The sequence below is a fragment of the Trinickia sp. genome (assembly GCF_051953405.1).
Lineage (GTDB): Bacteria > Pseudomonadota > Gammaproteobacteria > Burkholderiales > Burkholderiaceae > Trinickia.
The window spans coordinates 1-15,583 of sequence record NZ_JBQCIV010000104.1 but is presented as its reverse complement, the minus strand read 5'-3'; the positions used below and the strand labels follow the sequence as shown (position 1 = coordinate 15,583).

Below are 15,583 nucleotides of genomic sequence, written 5' to 3'. Positions count from 1 at the left end.
GACGATAATGGCACCCGATAATCGTTCTGCTTGAGGGAGCGGAATCGATATACAAGACGGTCTATTACAACTAAGGGCATTCCCCCGCGATCTTTACCGATGAATAACATTTCCAAATGGGCCGCCGGGCTGGCGGTGTGTATTGCGCCGTGGTTGGCCTCCCCGGCATCCGCTCAAGCGGTGGACACGCAAGTGCAAGAAGGCAGCATTGGCGGAGAGGCCGTGCAACTGATCCTGCGTCTCGACAGTCACGGTCCCAGCCTGAGCGGCTACGTGTTCGAGCCGGACGGCAGCCTGCTGCTGACGCTCGACGAGACGCCGCTGACGGACGGTCCGCGGGGGACGTCGGATCTCTCGCTGAACGTAAGAGACGCGAAGGGCCAGCCGTTCGCGATGTTGGCGCTGCACGATTTCAGCTGGACGGATCGCAAGCTCGCCGGCGACTGGATGGATCTGAAGAGCCGAGTTCGCACGCCATTCAAACTCAAGCAGACGATCATGTTCGGTGCGCCCAGCGTCGCCGACGTGGCCTACGATGGCGATCTGCTGCAGACCGGAAAAAGCGGTGCATTTCTATTTCGGGTACACGCGCATAAGGCCCGTGGCGAATATGGCGGCCTAGTCGATCGGATCGACGTCTACGATCGCGCGACGGGGAAGAAGGTCCAGACTTTGGATCACTTGCAGTTGGAGTTCGACTATACCGATACGCTGGAATTCGGCAATTACAACGGAGATAGGCATACCGATTTCCGAGCGGCGCGGCTCAAGACCGATAGCAACGGCAATCGCACCACGGGCAGCCGGAGCTACTTCCTATTTCTAGACGGGCAGTTCCGCAACTTTCCCCCACTCGATAAGCTCGCGGAAAACGGGGACCTCTGGTTCTTGCCACGTGGCCGGATCGATGTTCGCGGGGAGTGGGGTGTCGACTATCGCAATGGTCTTGCGACCTGGGACCACTATCGGTTCACCTCGCCGGCAAAACTGGTCTACACCGGCAGCACTAAAGGACCGATGAACCGATGATCAAGCGTCCTCAATCCGTCGTGGCATGGTTTGGCCTCACGCTGCTGGGGTTCCATGCGTCCATCGCCGATGCCAACTCCCTGTTTCAAGGGACCATTGGAAAGCAGCCCGTCACGGTGTACCTGTCCCTCACCAATACCGTGACCACAGGGGTGTATTTCTACGACCGGCACCGTACTCCCATCCGACTCAAACCGACGATCTCGCACGAGCCGGACAACATCCGCATGGATGAGCTGGACGCGGGCGGCTTGCCGGTGGCTCAGCTCGGGCTGCCGGCCGATCTCAGTCCGCCTAAGACTTACCGAGGCACCTGGGTCAGTTATCGCACCGGACAGAAACTGCCCATCCATTTGAAGCTCGTCGCCTACAGCGCCTATGGCGCCGAGCCGGTTCCCATACCGCAGGCGGCGTCCACGGATCGCTGGTACTTCGTCATTCCATCGATCGCCTCGGCCGACCGGGTGATCGAGGTGCGGGATAAGAAGACCGGCGCGCTGGTCCAAAGTCTCGCCCCCGCTCATGGGATGCTGTGCGAAGAGGGAATCGATACGGTGAAGGTGGAAAAAGACGGGGATGCGCCGCGGATAAGCGTGGCAGGGCCAGCGGTCAAGGACGGTGTGTGCGTGGGGGCGACGTTTGGCTGGAATCCGCAAAAACAAGCGTTCGAGGAAGTTCGTCGGTAATAGGGTTGGCGTTTTTGCGAGCGGTCTATCACCGCTTGCCTTTACGCCGCACCGGATTCGTCATCGAAAGGATCGACGGCAGATGCTTCGTCGAGATCTTGGTACCGGCAAACGCGATGCCGCTCTGATCTAGCAGCCTAGTCGTCGTCTCCGTATTGGCGAAGTGCACCTTTCCGGCCGAAACCCAAATCCACTTGCGGATTTTCACGCCGTCTCGGAGATGACTCCTGAGATGAACTCGCGCAGCGAGTTGCTTGTTGACGACGGTACGGACATGCCCGTCCTTGGCGGAATGAGGCTCGACCGCTACTACCTCGCCACTCGCCTCATGACCGAGCAAGTAATCCCATCGGTTTTCCTCCTCGCGGCCGGGCTTGGTGGCGCGATCGAGATCCAGGCTGTCGGCGAATGCCGAACGTATCGAGTGGTCGAATAATTCCCGGTGCGCGGCGGCTACGGCAGCCAGTCCATCCAAAACCGAAGGAAGCAGCTCCGAGGTTTCGACTAGGGCGCTTCTCACAGGCGTCTTGCGTGTCGTTTTTTTTACCATGAGTCGTTGACCGCCTCGCGGACAGCGTCGCCGAAACGGGACGAGTATTCCGTCAATCCTCCCCACCCTGCAATTCGCTCGTCCTCGGAGCCTGGGTCGAGAGAAGAAATGTCCATCGAGCGAACTTTCGATTGTTGGTCGAAGTGCATAAGGTACGCGCGATAGTCCTTGGTCAGCGCGGCCTCCGCCACACGCTGCATCGTCGTCGATCCGCTCACGCCGAATGCCTCGCAGACACGCCGCGCATGCGCACCGTGCTCTTGCATCCGACGCATCATCCACAGCATCGTCACCACATGGGGCGAGTGCGTCGACAGTACGACTCGGTAGCCACGCCATAACAGATCGAGCACAAGCAACAGCACGGCGGTCACGGCTTGGGGGTGAAGCCCCATCTCGGGTTCCTCGATGACCACCCAGTCCGTCCCTGCACGCTTTCGCGATTGAACGGACGGCAAGAGATGGTAAAGGCCGAGCAGTAGCGGCGTGAATTCGCGCTGCCCTGCAGTCCACGTCATGAACGGTAAGTGCATCCCGCCGTGAACTAGCCGCAGCCGTCTGGCATGTTGCGCATCTTCTTCGATCCCGACTTTGCCCCCGTGGAAAATCGCGGCGTCGATTTGCTCTCGTATCTCTTGTTTGAGCCTTTTGTCGACGGGGAATAGCGTGCCGGCATCCTTCCCGCTGAAGCGATCGAATAGGGTTTGACTAAAAATGCGGGCGACCGCGGGTGTATCGGAGGTGAGCTTCTGAAATGGCGATGCCCAGCCGTCGCTAATCAGCATCGAGCGGTGCGCAGGCACGAAAAAGAGTCGCTCTCCGCCGTCGCCGATACGCGAAAAGGTTTTCGGCGATAGTCGCTTGCGACCGAAGGTGACCTCCGTCTTGCCATCTTTCCAGGCCGCCGCCATTCCTGTACCGAAAATCAAATCGACAAGAACGTCGGGCCGCTCGGTCGGATGTCCGGCAGCCCGGAGCGCATCGACGAGTTGGCGGCCATCCATGGCTACCTTGAGCCATTGCAGCGCAAGGCTCTTGCCGGCGCCTTGAGGGCCGACGAGGACGGTGAGATCGCCGAATGTCAGGTCGACCTCTTTGAGATGCGCAAAGTGACGAATGGAAAGCTTCATAGTTTTCGCGGAACCGTTCGCTTTGCGTCGCGCGGCGTTCTTCGCAGCCTCGGCGGCTTCCAGTCGTGCGCTTCGTGGATGACGATCCGATTTCTCCGGCATTGTCTCGGTCTCTCGCTTATAGCGGACTTGCCTAAACGGCCATTGATACTACACGGTTCTTCGAGCGACTACGCCCAAGCGTCAAACGGCGCTATCCGTATAGGAAGCGAATCGCCCTCGTTGCGTCCGAGCTACCCGTTTAAGTGCCGCCCGCGCAGCCCCCTGGCCACCAAGCTTCCGCGAAAACAGGCGCTGCTACCGCCCCCAAAAGACCGGGGTACCGCGATTGGAAAACGCCTCGAGCGCCTCGCGGTGATCATCGCTTCGCTCCAACTCGGCGAACCCCGCTATCGCGCCGGCGTCCGCTTCATCACGCGACACATCGAACGCCAGGTTCGCGGCTCGCTTAACGGCACGCTCGGACAACGGTGCGCGCGATGCGATTGTCTTCGCCAATGTCAGCGCGGCCGTACCGAGGTCCGCCGCAGGCACCACGGCCGTGACGAGACCGCACCTTTCAGCGGTCTGGGCATCGTGCGGCGAACCGGTCAACAGCATGGCCTTGGCGCGACCTAGCCCAATGATGCGCGGCAAACGGTACGTGGAGGCCATGAGCCCGACGTTGACGCCCGCCGCGGTGAAACGGGCCTCCTCGCTGGCGATACGGATGTCGCAACAGAGGGCAAGCTCGAGACCACCGCCGACGCACCAACCATTCACCGCCGCAATCACAGGGCTCGGAAAATCCTCCACGGCATTGAACAAGTCGCACAGATCGGCGAAATCCTGCCCTTGCTCCATGGCCTCCTTGAGATCGTCGCCCGCGCAAAACGCGCGCCCCGTACCGGTGAGAATCAGACAGCGAACCTCGGCATCGGTACGAACGGCGGCCAGCGCGTCGCGCAATTGCGCTCGCAGCTTGCGCGCGAGCGCGTTCATCGGCGGGTTGTCGAGTTCGATGCGCACAATGTGCGGCGCCGGGCGGATGATTCGAACGCAGCCGGTATCGACAATCTCGCTCATGCTGCACTCCTTTCTTCGTTATTGTTCGCGCCGAATTCGGCGATCAACGCATCGCGATGTTGATCGAGCCGTGGTGCCGGGCGGTACTCGGGCGCGGCTCGTCCGACAAAGCGCAGCGGCGTGCCGACGACAGTCATAGACCTATCCCCCTCGACGGGCAAATCGACAAACATATCGCGCGCGCGCAGTTGCGGATCGCGCAGCACTTGTGCAATGTCGTTCACGGGTCCGCAGGGGATGCCATCCGCCCTCAAGCGAACGAGCCACTCGTCGACGGTCGCAGCCTGTAACTGCCGCTCCATTTCCGCCGTCAGCTCGGCCAGATGCTCGGTACGGCCGGCATTCGTGCAATACCGGGGATCGCGGCCACCTTCAGGCCACCCGAGCGATCGACAAAGCTGTTCGAACATCGCGTCGCTGCCGACCGCAATCGTCAACGCCCCGTCCTTCGCTCGGAAAGCACCGAACGGGCTCACCGTCGGATGACGCAATCCGACCGGTCCCGGCACCTTGCCGTCGACCTGATAACGTGCGACGGCATTTTCGAGCATCGCCGCTTGGACGTCGAGCATGGCGATGTCCACGTAGCTGCCGCGGCCCGTCCGCACGCGCTCGTGCAGCGCGGCTAGGATGCCGATCGCGGCATAAAGTCCCGCACACAAATCGCCGACCGACGTCCCGACGCGAACCGGCGGCCCACCTTCGGGCCCGGTCAAGCTGATGATGCCGCCCATCGCCTGCACCACCAGATCGTAGGCAGGCAATGAACGGTAAGGGCCGGTTTGGCCGAAGCCCGACACCGAGCACATCACCAATTGCGGATACTGACTCGAAAGCGTTTCCCAACCGAGCCCCAGGCGATCCATCGCGCCGGGCTTGAAGTTCTCGACGAGGACATCGGTTTGGGCCAACATCCGTTCGAGGATGTCGCGGTCCTGTTCATTCTTCAAATCGAGCGCGATGGACTCCTTGCCGCGATTGACCGAAAAGAAATACCCCGACGATGCCCCTTGCGACGTTTGCATGAACGGACCGAATCCGCGCGCCTCGTCGCCCTCCCCCGGACGTTCGACTTTGATGACCCGAGCGCCCATGTCGGCGAGGATCATCGTGCAGAACGGCCCGGAAAGAACATGAGTCAGATCTAAAACAGTGACGCCGGAAAGCGGGCGATCCTGCGAAAGCGGGCGTTGCATGTTGAAGACTCCCTATCGTTAAGCCGGAAAGCGCACCGCGTCGCCTTGCTCCGCTACCGGCTCTGCACCAACGCCAACGAAATGTGGGACAAGCGCAGCAATGTCGTTGGTTGTGTAGGCCAGAGTAATGGGAAGCGTCATTGATTTGAAATATGATATTTCGCTCGCCTGATCGTTTTTGCTTATGCCCTGCCGAGGAAATATCGCGTGAATTTCCGACAATTGAGATATTTCGTCAAAGTGGTCGAATGCGGAAATGTGACGCGCGCGAGCGAAGTGTTGCATGTCGCGCAACCGGCGGTCAGCCAGCAAATTCGCAATTTGGAAGGCGAGCTTGGCATGCTGCTGCTGGAGCGAAGCGCGCAAGGGGTGACGCCGACTGCCGCGGGCAGGACGTTGCATCGACACGCGTTGCAGATCTTGCGTGAGGCCGATCGGACGCGGGATCTACTGGTGCAGGATGCTGAGAACCCGCGGGGTAAGGTGGCTGTCGGTTTTCCCTCGAGCACCGCTCGCCTGATCGGCATCCCGCTCGCGCGGGCCGTACGCGATCGATATCCCGGCATCGTGCTCGAGTTAATCGAGATGCCGAGTGCCGATTTGCAAGCGGCGGTGGCGAGTGGGCGCGCCGATCTTGCGGTTGTTGTCGATGCGGTTCAGATGCACGGTATTAGGACGGAACATTTGCTTTCGGAAGCGCTGTATCTCATCGCGTGGCCCGCGTTCGATTTGCCCAGTGAGCCGATCGGAGTTGCCGAACTCGCCCGGATGCCGATGATTCTTCCGAGTGCGCCCAACAGCATACGGGCACGGGTCGAATGGGCGCTTCGTGAGCATGGTCTTGCTTGTAACGTGCTGTTCGAGGCGAGTTCGACGGCGCTGCTTTTTGCGGGCGTCATGGCGGGGCTGGGTGTGACTGTCTTGCCTTGGTCTGCGGCGCATGTTGAACTCGATGAGCGGAGGCTTAAGCTCGCTCGGGTCGAGCATCGTGGCTTTAGGCGTGAGTTGTCGCTGTGTTCGAGGGATACGGCGTTGCATAGCCATGCAGCGGTTAAGGTCGAAGCGGTGGTGGTGGAATTGGTTAAGGCTGCTGGTGGGCGGGGGGAGTGGGCGGTTAGGTCGGAATGATGCCATCGTTTTTTGGCCGGAATCGCGGGGGCATGGGTGGTTGTGGAAGGCGTGCAGCCATGCATCTGTGGATGATTAAGCGGAATACCGGGATATGGCGACATCGATAGCGATCGTTCTTTTTATGCTCTTCGTCAGTGCGGCCGCAGTGATCGTCGTCAATCTCACGGGCGATCCGGGTATCGATTACTGGGACCTGGACGGGGAGAATAGACCGTATGCGTCCAAGCTTGATGTGCTGCGGAATAAGACCGTGTTTTACTGTGCCGGCGCCCTGCTTATCGGGTCTTTTATTGCCTACCTATTGCTGCGCGGCTAAGCCTGGTGACGGACGTTGCGTCCGTCACCGGGTGCGATCTCGATGCGTTGCAGCGAGTAGCGATGCGGGGCCGGGTTTCAAGATCGTTTCGCAGCAGCTGGAGCGCTAATGCTGCGTAGCACCCCGTAAACCGACATTTCCGATTCTGCCAATGGAGGCTCCTGCCGAGACGGGGGAGCATCTGGTTAAAGCAAAGCATCGTGCTGTGAGGCGCTGGCCACAACCTGGGGATGATCCTGCGGGCCGCGGCTTGTTTTACGCCCTGATCCTCGTCGGTTTGCTCGGCTGCAAAACCGCTACGTCGTTGGCAGTCTAGCTTCACCAGCCGACTAAAGCGAATTGTCCCTCGGCGACATAGCGGCGTTTGACTATTCGCGGGAGGTGGCTTCCGAACTCGGCCAAGATTGGGCCTTCGACAACCGAGCAGGAATCGCTGACAATGATAGGATGTCCACACGCTCGTCGTGCTTTACGTGGTCAGCTCCACAAACTAGCGGATAACTATCGGGGAACGTTAATGCCGACCTTCTTTCTACGTATGGCCGCATTAGGCTGTGCATTTTTGGCTATCGTGTTCATCAGCATGCCTATCCTCATGCTTGGTCATGGGTCATCACCGGTGAGGGACGTGCTAGCTTCGATCTATTTTGTAACGCTTGGAATTCTTGCCATTCGCTGCACGCGATGGCTTTGGAGAACGAAACGGTTCTGGATGGAACAGAGTTCTTTAAGGGAAGTAACGACGTTGAGCGTTTCTATCATTACCTGGCCTCTCATGAGCTTCATGGAGCAGCGGACCACGGGCAATGCAAAGGATCTTGTTCACGTCATAGACATACTGGTCCTACTCTCTGTCTATCTTTCCATAAAACGGCGCGCCCATAGTTCTGAACCCGTAACTGGCTAATGCGTCGTATTCGTCCACCATATAACATTCATCGGTGGGCACCAGTGTGCTGTAGAAAACGGTCAAATATGGGTCGATATTCGCGCCAAGAGGTCATATATGACTGCTTATATCGGAGTGGGGCGCGTGAAGGGGCCGGAGCCTTGCGGTGAAAAACGCCCACCCACTCGTGAGCGCGACATCATGTTCCTGGCGATGGTGGCCGCCCCGGCGCGCTACCGCGCGCCTTCGGGGAACGCCTACGACCGGCGATTCGACGTCGCGGCCAGTCGACGACGTGGTGTCCGCGCAAGGAGGAATCTTCGGGGGAGCTGATTGAACGACTCACGAGCATGGGCATCGAGCCTCTAGGTCGCATCGTCCAACTTGAACGCTGCATGTCTGAGAATCGTCCAAATGGCTACACCATTAAAAACGGACCCATGAGTTTCTCAACTTATGGGTCCGTTTTTCTCAGGTTATGAGGCTATCTACAATCGACCTCAAACATCAATATTCCCCGCCTGCCGTGCATTGCTTTCAATAAACGCTCGCCGAGGCTCCACCTCATCCCCCATCAGCGTCGTAAAGATCCCATCCGCCGCAATTGCATCCTCAATCTGCACCCGCAGCAACCGCCGCACGGTCGGATCCATCGTCGTTTCCCACAGCTGCCCGGGGTTCATCTCCCCCAGCCCCTTATACCGCTGCTTCGACACATTGCGCTCGGCATCGGCAATCAACCACCGCATCGCGTTCTTGAAATCCGACACGGCCATACTCCGCTCGCCGCGCTTGATAAGCGCACCAGCACCGATCAACCCCTTGAACGTATTCGCCGTATTCACAAGCTGCTGATAATCGGCGGTGATCAAGAAATCCGCATCGATCACCGACTTCTTCACGTTCCCATGATGCCAACGTTCGATACAGATCGAACGCAACTCGCGCACGGCGTCATACATCGCATACGCGGTGATTTCCGGCTTCAGCGGATTGTTCTGCAACGCGGTTTGCAACGCCTTGGCCGAAGCCTCCGCCGCCGCTTCGCTCGACAAGTCGATCGCCACGCCGTCCATCACCGCTTCGAGGGCCTGCGAGTCATACAGCCGGCTCAACCGCTCAACCACACCCTGCGCCAGCAAATACGAACGCGCCAGCTCACCCAGCGCATCGCCGGCGATCGGCGCCGCGCCTTCCGAGGGCGTCAGTTCCGATCCTTGCAACGCAAGCCGCAGCATGTGCGCGTTCAACTCGGCGCCATCCTTCAGATACCGCTCGTCCTTCCCGGCCTTGACCTTATACAGCGGCGGCTGCGCGATATAGATATAGCCACGCTCGATCATCTCCGGCATCTGCCGATAGAAGAATGTGAGCAGCAGCGTACGAATGTGCGCGCCGTCCACGTCCGCGTCGGTCATGATGATGATGCGGTGATAACGCAGCTTATCGAGGTTGTAATCCTCTTTGCCGATCCCGCAGCCCAGCGCCGTAATCAACGTGACGATCTGCTCCGACGAGAGCAGCTTGTCGTAGCGCGCCTTCTCCACGTTCAGCACCTTGCCGCGCAGCGGCAAGATCGCCTGAAACTTTCGATCGCGCCCCTGCTTCGCCGATCCGCCCGCCGAGTCGCCCTCGACGATGTAAATTTCCGACTTCGCCGGATCCTTCTCTTGGCAATCCGCCAGCTTGCCCGGCAAGCCCACGCCGTCGAGCACGCCCTTGCGCCGCGTCATCTCGCGCGCCTTGCGCGCCGCGTCGCGCGCACGCGCCGCATCCACGATCTTGCCGCAAATGATCTTCGCGTCGTTCGGCGTTTCCAGCAGGAATTCCTCGAGCGCCTTGGCCACCACTTCTTCCACCGGCGCACGCACTTCCGACGAAACAAGCTTGTCCTTCGTCTGCGAGCTGAACTTCGGCTCAGGCACCTTCACCGACAGCACGCAAGACAAGCCTTCGCGCATGTCGTCGCCCGACGTCTCGACCTTCGCCTTCTTGGCGATCTCGTGATCGCCGATGTACTTGTTGATCACGCGCGTCATCGCCGCACGCAATCCCGTCAAGTGGGTGCCGCCGTCGCGCTGCGGAATGTTATTCGTGAAGCACAGGACGCTTTCGTTGTAGCTGTCGTTCCACTGCATCGCCACTTCCACGCCCACGCCGTCCTTCTCGCCGTTGATGTGGAAAATGGTCGGGTGCAGCACCTGCTTCGTCTTGTTGATGAATTCGACGAAGCCCTTCACGCCGCCCGCCAGCGCGAAATCGTCTTCCTTGCCGCTACGCTGGTCGGTCAAGCGAATCCGAACGCCGTTGTTCAGGAACGAAAGCTCCCGAATGCGCTTTGCCAAAATGTCGTAGTGATATTCGACCGAACCGAAGATCGCTACGTCGGCCATGAAGTGCACTTCGGTGCCGCGGTTCTCGGTCTCGCCCACATACTGCATCGGCGAGACGCGTTCGCCGTCTTGTTCCTCGACCACACGGTTCTGCGGCACGCCACGGTGAAACTCCATGAAGTGCTTTTTGCCGTCGCGGCGCACCGTCAAACGCAGCCAGCTAGAGAGCGCGTTCACGCACGAAACGCCCACGCCGTGCAAGCCGCCCGACACCTTGTAGCTGTTCTGGTCGAACTTGCCGCCCGCGTGCAGCTCGGTCATCACGATCTCGGCGGCGCTGCGCTTCGGATCATGCTTGTCGTCGCGCTTGATGCCGGTCGGAATGCCCCGGCCGTTATCGGTAACCGAGATGGAGTTATCGGCGTGGATGATGACGTGGATGTCGTTGCAGTAGCCCGCCAACGCTTCGTCGATGGAGTTGTCGAGTACTTCGAAAACGAGGTGATGCAGGCCGGTGCCGTCCGACGTGTCGCCGATGTACATCCCGGGGCGCTTGCGCACCGCCTCCAGACCCTCGAGGATCTGAATCGACGAGGCGCCGTAGCTGTTGTCGGGTTGCGTATTGTGCTGTTCACTCATGGATATGTTCCGGTTCTGCATTCACTGCGGTTGTGCCGCGCGATACGTCGAAAGCCCGAGAAAAACCAGGCAGCGGCGCTGGTTTTCTTGCACCGGGCAAGCGGTGCGGGCAACGGGCGGCGGGTTTCGCTCGCCCTTTAAGAAACGCCAAAGGGGCGCTGCGCCCCTTGGTTCGTTCTTGGTGTCGATCGGCTTTAGATGCGCATCGGCATGACGACGTACTTGAATTCGTCGTTCTCGGGAATCGTGATCAACGCGCTGGAGCTGGCGTCGCCGACGCTCACTTGCAGCATGTCGACCTTCAGATTCGCCAGCACGTCGAGCAGATACGTGACGTTAAAGCCCATGTCGATCGTGTCGCCCTGATAGGCGATCTCGAGTTCTTCCTGCGCTTCTTCCTGATCGGCGTTCGTCGACATGATCTTGAGCTGGCCCGGCTCGATCACGCAGCGCACGCCCTTGAACTTGTCCGACGTCAGAATCGCCGCGCGTTGCAGCGAACGCTGCAGTTCGTCGCGGCCGATCACGAACGTGTTCTTGTGCGCCTTCGGAATCACGCGTTGGAAATCGGGGAACTTGCCCTCGACGAGCTTCGAGACGAGTTCGACCTGGCCGAACGTGAACTTCACCTGCGTCGAGGCGATGTCAATCTTGAGCGTATCGTCGATGTCTTCGAGCAGACGTTGCAGCTCAAGAATCGTCTTGCGCGGAATGATCACTTCCTGGCGCGGGAAATCGCCGTCGATCTTCATCGACGAGAACGCGAGACGGTGGCCGTCCGTAGCCACGGCCATGAGCTGGCCGCCATCCACGACGAGCAGCATCCCGTTCAGGTAGTAACGGATGTCTTGCTGCGCCATCGCGAAATAGACCATCCCGAGCAACTGGCGGAACGTCTTTTGCGGCACGGTCAAGCTCGCGCCGTAATCCTTCGCCTGCGCCACCGTGGGAAATTCGTCGGCCGCGAGCGTTTGCAACGCGAAACGGCTCTTGCCCGATTGCACGGTCAAGCGCTTATCCGCCAGCGAGAGGCTCACCTGGCCGTCGGGCATCGCGCGCAGGATATCGAGCAGCTTGCGCGCCGCGACCGTCGTGGCCACCGATTCGTCGCCGACGCCGAAATCGGCGCGCGTGGTGATTTGCAACTCGAGGTCAGTCGACAGAAACGACACATCGGGGCCGTTCTTGGTGATCAGCAAGTTTGCGAGGATCGGCAACGTATGGCGGCGTTCGACGATGCCGCTCACGGTTTGCAGCGGCCTTAGGAGGTTATCTCGTTCGGTCTTGACCAGTTGCATAGGGTTCCTTCGTTGATATGACGGCAAACTCCGCCTCACCCGGCAGTTCGTTCGACGAAAGCGCCGATACCCCGCATTTGCTGCGCGCCTTCGCCATCCTGCCCGCGCGTTGTTCCCGCGCTTTCATCCCCGCCTCGCTCGCGCCGCGAAGCACGGGGGGCTAAACCTATATTGTGCCTGAAAAATGCCCCGCTCCCGCCAAAACCGGGGGCCCAGGAGGCGCGCTCGGCTCACCGCGGTCCGGGCCGGCTCGCGCTCGGTTCACGCTCGGCTCACCCCTTGAGCGTTTGCTCCAGCACGTGCAACTCGTGGTTGAGCTGCGCATCCTTGCCGCGCTCGTCGGCAATCTTGCGCACGGCATGCAGGACCGTGGTGTGATCGCGCCCCCCGAACAACTCGCCGATCTCGGGCAGGCTCTTTTGCGTGAGTTCCTTCGCGAGATACATGGCGATTTGCCGCGGCCGCGCGATGTTGGCCGGGCGCTTTTTCGAGTACATGTCGGCCACTTTGATGTTGTAGAAGTCGGCGACAGTCTTTTGGATGTTTTCCACGGAAATCTGGCGGTTCTGCACCGTCAGCAAATCCTTGAGCGCTTCCTTGGTCAGCTCGATCGAGATCTCGCGTCCATGGAACTTCGAGTACGCGAGGATCTTGCGCAGCGCGCCTTCGAGTTCGCGCACGTTGGAACGCAAGTGCTTGGCGACGAAAAACGCGACGTCTTCCGAGAGGCTCACGCCTTCGGATTGCGCTTTGCGCATCAAGATCGCCACACGCATTTCGAGTTCGGGCGGCTCGATCGCCACCGTCAAGCCCGAATCGAAGCGGGAAATGAGGCGGTCGTCGATACCCGAGATCTCCTTCGGGTACGTATCGCTCGTGATGATGACCTGCGCCTTGTTGGCGACGAGCGCTTCGAACGCGTAGAAAAATTCTTCCTGCGTCCGCGACTTGCCCGAGAAGAACTGAATATCGTCGATGAGCAGCAAATCGAGCGAATGGTAGTAGCGCTTGAAGTCGTCGAACGCCTTGCGCTGGTATGCCTTCACCACGTCGGACACGTATTGCTCGGCGTGGATATAGCGAATCCGCGCACCGGCCTTGTCTTGCAGTAGCTGATTGCCGATCGCGTGAATCAGGTGCGTCTTGCCGAGGCCCACGCCGCCGTAGAGAAACAGCGGGTTGTAGGAAATGCCCGGGTTGTCGGCCACCTGGATCGCGGCCGCGCGGGCCAGTTGGTTGGCCTTACCGGTCACGAAATTGTCGAAGGTCAACACCGGATTGAGCTTCGAGCGCTCGTACATCGATTCGGTTTCGGCGCTGCCCGGCCCGCTACCCGCGCCCGGACGCCAGGTCCGGCGCGCGGCTGCGGCTTCGTGCGCGTCGACGCTCGGCAAGTCGAGATCGGCCGCGTCGTCCAGCGTGCCGTTGCCGCTTGCACCGTTGGTGCCGCTCGTACCGTTTGCCGCTTGCGCGCGGCCGAGGCCGTTGACGGATCTCGGCGCCATCGCGCCGACGCTCGATGCGCCGCTCGCGGCACCGCCTTCGTGCGACATGCCGGCCGCGCTCATCGCGGCAGCCGCCGACGCCGGCACGCGCGGCAGCGGCACAGACGACGCCCCGACGCTCGGACGCATGCCCGCCTTCGGATCGAGGACGAATTGCACTTCGACGGGGGCCTGCCAAAAGTCGCGGGCGAGATCGGCGATACGGCCCGAAAACTGGCTTTTGACCCAATCGAGCTTGAAGCGGTTCGGCGCGGCGATGGACAGCGTGTTCGCGGCGGCGTCGAAGGCGACCGGGGCCAACGGTTTGATCCACGTCACGTACTGCTGGGGCGTCAGCTCGCGCTCCAGCAGTGCGGAACAGTGTTGCCAGAATTCGTTCATCAAGGCGATATCTTTTTAAGGCACGAACGCTCGCCACCGCCCTCCCCGTGCATGGCACGGCAAAGGGACCCGATGCGGCAAAGCGAGCGAGCCCCGCGGCCCGTCGCCGCAAGGGTTTGCGGCGAGCCGGCCCGAGCGGAGCGGCGTGCTGGATTCTTGAAGTAAGGCGAGATTCTACCGCCAAACGCCCGGACCCAGGAAGTTATCCACAGGGCCGGATCGTGCATCGGATGCGCGCACGGCCATGGCCCGGTACCATCGGCGTCAGCGGCCGATACACGTAAAGTATTGACGGCCAAGAGAAAAGCGGTTTAAATAGCGGGTTCCCGCGAAAGCGAACACTCTTTTTTCGACCCCGGCCCATTGCCTGCCTAGCGTTTAATGTTGTTTAAAGCGCGCCTAGTGCCGATGCATGCGTACGCGGTCCATTCTCAAGTGAGATCGACATGAAACGTACTTACCAACCGTCCGTTACCCGCCGCAAGCGCACCCATGGCTTTCGCGTGCGTATGAAGACCGCCGGCGGCCGCAAGGTGATCAACGCTCGCCGCGCCAAGGGCCGCAAGCGTCTGGCCATCTAAGGTCGAAGGCCACGCGCGCCGTAGCCGTCGCTCGCCTCTTTAGCGAGTGCCGCCGGCCGGCGGCACGTCCTGATCGGGTCCGGTTCCGTTGCAAGCGCCTGCAGCCTTCCCCAAAGCCGCAAGGCTACTGAAAACGGATGAATTTTCATCCGTTTTTCGTTTGCGCCCGTGGCGCCGCTCGACGCATTTCGTCGTCTATGCGCGGCCGACCGGACAGGCGGCCCGTCTCGGGCTCGTCGTCGGCAAAAAATTTGCCCCGCGCGCCGCAACGCGTAATCTCATCAAACGGATCGCGCGCGAAAGCTTTCGGCTGCGTCGCGCCGAGTTCGACGGCTGGGATGTACTCTTGCGCCTGTCCGCCCGGCTGGACAAGACCGCGCTACCGAGCGCGGTGTCGCCGTCGTTGAGGGCACTGTGCAAAACGGAAATCGAGATGCTGCTCGGCAAGGTGGCGCGCGAGATCGCGCGGCGCCAGGCGTCGCCCCCTTCAGTGCCGGCCGCGCCGTCATCGCCGTCATCCGCGCCGTCATCGGGATCGGTGCCGGATTGAAACGCGTCGTCCACGTGCGCGCGCGTGGTTCGACGGCGTCTCGCCTTGGTTTCACGCGCGTCGTCGCTCGGCGGGAGCCCGGCTCCCGAACGCTATGCAAACGGTCCTGATCGCCCTGCTGCGTGTGTACAAGGTTGCCGTCAGCCCCCTGCTCGGCAGCCGGTGCCGCTTTTATCCCTCCTGTTCTGATTACGCACGCGAGGCAATCCAGTATCATGGCGCCGCGCGCGGGAGTTACCTCGCGGTGAAGCGCTTATGTCGCTGCCATCCGTTTTCCGAGGGCGGGATCGATCTCGTTCCGCCC

Annotated in this window: 14 protein-coding genes; 7 read left to right on the top strand and 7 right to left on the bottom strand. The window is 60.6% G+C overall.

All coding sequences use genetic code 11. The features are described from left to right. Positions 1-99 precede the first annotated feature (99 nt). Together ACTHN9_RS18070 and ACTHN9_RS18065 are read left to right on the top strand one after the other, a co-directional pair. Entirely contained in the window at positions 100-1,029 is a 930-nt protein-coding gene (locus ACTHN9_RS18070) for a hypothetical protein (protein ID WP_440538143.1), read from the top strand. Beyond that, positions 1,026-1,715, top strand: a complete 690-nt coding sequence (locus ACTHN9_RS18065) for a hypothetical protein (protein ID WP_440538142.1) — start codon at positions 1,026-1,028, stop codon at positions 1,713-1,715. The genes ACTHN9_RS18070 and ACTHN9_RS18065 overlap by 4 nt, the downstream gene beginning before the upstream one ends. 28 nt (positions 1,716-1,743) lie before the next feature. Here ACTHN9_RS18065 and ACTHN9_RS18060 read toward each other — a convergent pair whose 3' ends face one another. The 4 genes from ACTHN9_RS18060 to ACTHN9_RS18045 form a co-directional block, all read right to left on the bottom strand. After that, positions 1,744-2,235, bottom strand: coding sequence for a hypothetical protein (locus ACTHN9_RS18060; RefSeq protein ID WP_440538141.1), 492 nt, complete (start codon positions 2,233-2,235; stop codon positions 1,744-1,746). A 23-nt stretch (positions 2,236-2,258) separates the two neighbouring features. Continuing rightward, entirely contained in the window at positions 2,259-3,395 is a 1,137-nt protein-coding gene (locus ACTHN9_RS18055) for an AAA family ATPase (protein WP_440538140.1), read from the bottom strand. 297 nt (positions 3,396-3,692) lie between these two features. Next, positions 3,693-4,460: an enoyl-CoA hydratase/isomerase family protein gene (locus ACTHN9_RS18050; protein ID WP_440538139.1), complete on the bottom strand. Its 768-nt coding sequence runs from the start codon at positions 4,458-4,460 to the stop codon at positions 3,693-3,695. Beyond that, positions 4,457-5,656 (bottom strand): CaiB/BaiF CoA transferase family protein, encoded by a 1,200-nt coding sequence (locus tag ACTHN9_RS18045; protein WP_440538138.1) that lies wholly within the window; start codon positions 5,654-5,656, stop codon positions 4,457-4,459. Before ACTHN9_RS18045 ends, ACTHN9_RS18050 begins: the two co-directional genes overlap by 4 nt. Positions 5,657-5,863: 207 nt before the next feature. Here ACTHN9_RS18045 and ACTHN9_RS18040 point away from each other — a divergent pair, with 207 nt between their 5' ends. After that, positions 5,864-6,784 (top strand): LysR substrate-binding domain-containing protein, encoded by a 921-nt coding sequence (locus tag ACTHN9_RS18040; protein ID WP_440538137.1) that lies wholly within the window; start codon positions 5,864-5,866, stop codon positions 6,782-6,784. 94 nt (positions 6,785-6,878) lie between these two features. Continuing rightward, a complete protein-coding gene (locus tag ACTHN9_RS18035; RefSeq protein ID WP_440538136.1) occupies positions 6,879-7,103 on the top strand; it encodes a hypothetical protein in 225 nt (74 codons plus the stop codon). A 1,389-nt stretch (positions 7,104-8,492) separates the two neighbouring features. Here the strand turns inward: ACTHN9_RS18035 and gyrB are convergent. From gyrB to dnaA, 3 genes are all read right to left on the bottom strand, one after another. Next, positions 8,493-10,964, bottom strand: coding sequence for a DNA topoisomerase (ATP-hydrolyzing) subunit B (gene gyrB, locus ACTHN9_RS18030; protein WP_440538135.1), 2,472 nt, complete (start codon positions 10,962-10,964; stop codon positions 8,493-8,495). 194 nt (positions 10,965-11,158) lie between these two features. Then, the gene (gene dnaN, locus ACTHN9_RS18025) at positions 11,159-12,262 is read right to left on the bottom strand and encodes a DNA polymerase III subunit beta (RefSeq protein WP_440538134.1); all 1,104 of its coding nucleotides are present in this window, start codon (positions 12,260-12,262) and stop codon (positions 11,159-11,161) included. Positions 12,263-12,534: 272 nt separating this feature from the next. Next, positions 12,535-14,148, bottom strand: a complete 1,614-nt coding sequence (gene dnaA, locus ACTHN9_RS18020) for a chromosomal replication initiator protein DnaA (RefSeq protein WP_440538133.1) — start codon at positions 14,146-14,148, stop codon at positions 12,535-12,537. 446 nt (positions 14,149-14,594) lie between these two features. Between dnaA and rpmH the strand changes: the two genes are divergently transcribed. From rpmH to yidD, 3 genes are all read left to right on the top strand, one after another. Next, complete coding sequence (gene rpmH / locus ACTHN9_RS18015) at positions 14,595-14,729, top strand: 50S ribosomal protein L34 (RefSeq protein ID WP_004198824.1); 135 nt, start codon at positions 14,595-14,597, stop codon at positions 14,727-14,729. 88 nt (positions 14,730-14,817) lie between these two features. After that, positions 14,818-15,279 (top strand): ribonuclease P protein component, encoded by a 462-nt coding sequence (gene rnpA / locus ACTHN9_RS18010; RefSeq protein ID WP_440538132.1) that lies wholly within the window; start codon positions 14,818-14,820, stop codon positions 15,277-15,279. A gap of 94 nt (positions 15,280-15,373) precedes the next feature. Beyond that, on the top strand, positions 15,374-15,583 hold a 210-nt coding region (gene yidD / locus ACTHN9_RS18005; protein WP_440538131.1), incomplete at its 3' end, for a membrane protein insertion efficiency factor YidD.

Bases quoted from the DNA above. Each gene is read 5' to 3' on its own strand.
- ACTHN9_RS18070 (WP_440538143.1), top strand. From the start codon at position 100: ATGAATAACATTTCCAAATGGGCCGCCGGGCTGGCGGTGTGTATTGCG.
- dnaN (WP_440538134.1), bottom strand. From the start codon at position 12,262: ATGCAACTGGTCAAGACCGAACGAGATAACCTCCTAAGGCCGCTGCAA.
- ACTHN9_RS18055 (WP_440538140.1), bottom strand. From the start codon at position 3,395: ATGAAGCTTTCCATTCGTCACTTTGCGCATCTCAAAGAGGTCGACCTG.
- ACTHN9_RS18065 (WP_440538142.1), top strand. From the start codon at position 1,026: ATGATCAAGCGTCCTCAATCCGTCGTGGCATGGTTTGGCCTCACGCTG.
- rpmH (WP_004198824.1), top strand. From the start codon at position 14,595: ATGAAACGTACTTACCAACCGTCCGTTACCCGCCGCAAGCGCACCCAT.
- ACTHN9_RS18035 (WP_440538136.1), top strand. From the start codon at position 6,879: ATGGCGACATCGATAGCGATCGTTCTTTTTATGCTCTTCGTCAGTGCG.
- ACTHN9_RS18050 (WP_440538139.1), bottom strand. From the start codon at position 4,460: ATGAGCGAGATTGTCGATACCGGCTGCGTTCGAATCATCCGCCCGGCG.
- gyrB (WP_440538135.1), bottom strand. From the start codon at position 10,964: ATGAGTGAACAGCACAATACGCAACCCGACAACAGCTACGGCGCCTCG.
- ACTHN9_RS18045 (WP_440538138.1), bottom strand. From the start codon at position 5,656: ATGCAACGCCCGCTTTCGCAGGATCGCCCGCTTTCCGGCGTCACTGTT.
- dnaA (WP_440538133.1), bottom strand. From the start codon at position 14,148: ATGAACGAATTCTGGCAACACTGTTCCGCACTGCTGGAGCGCGAGCTG.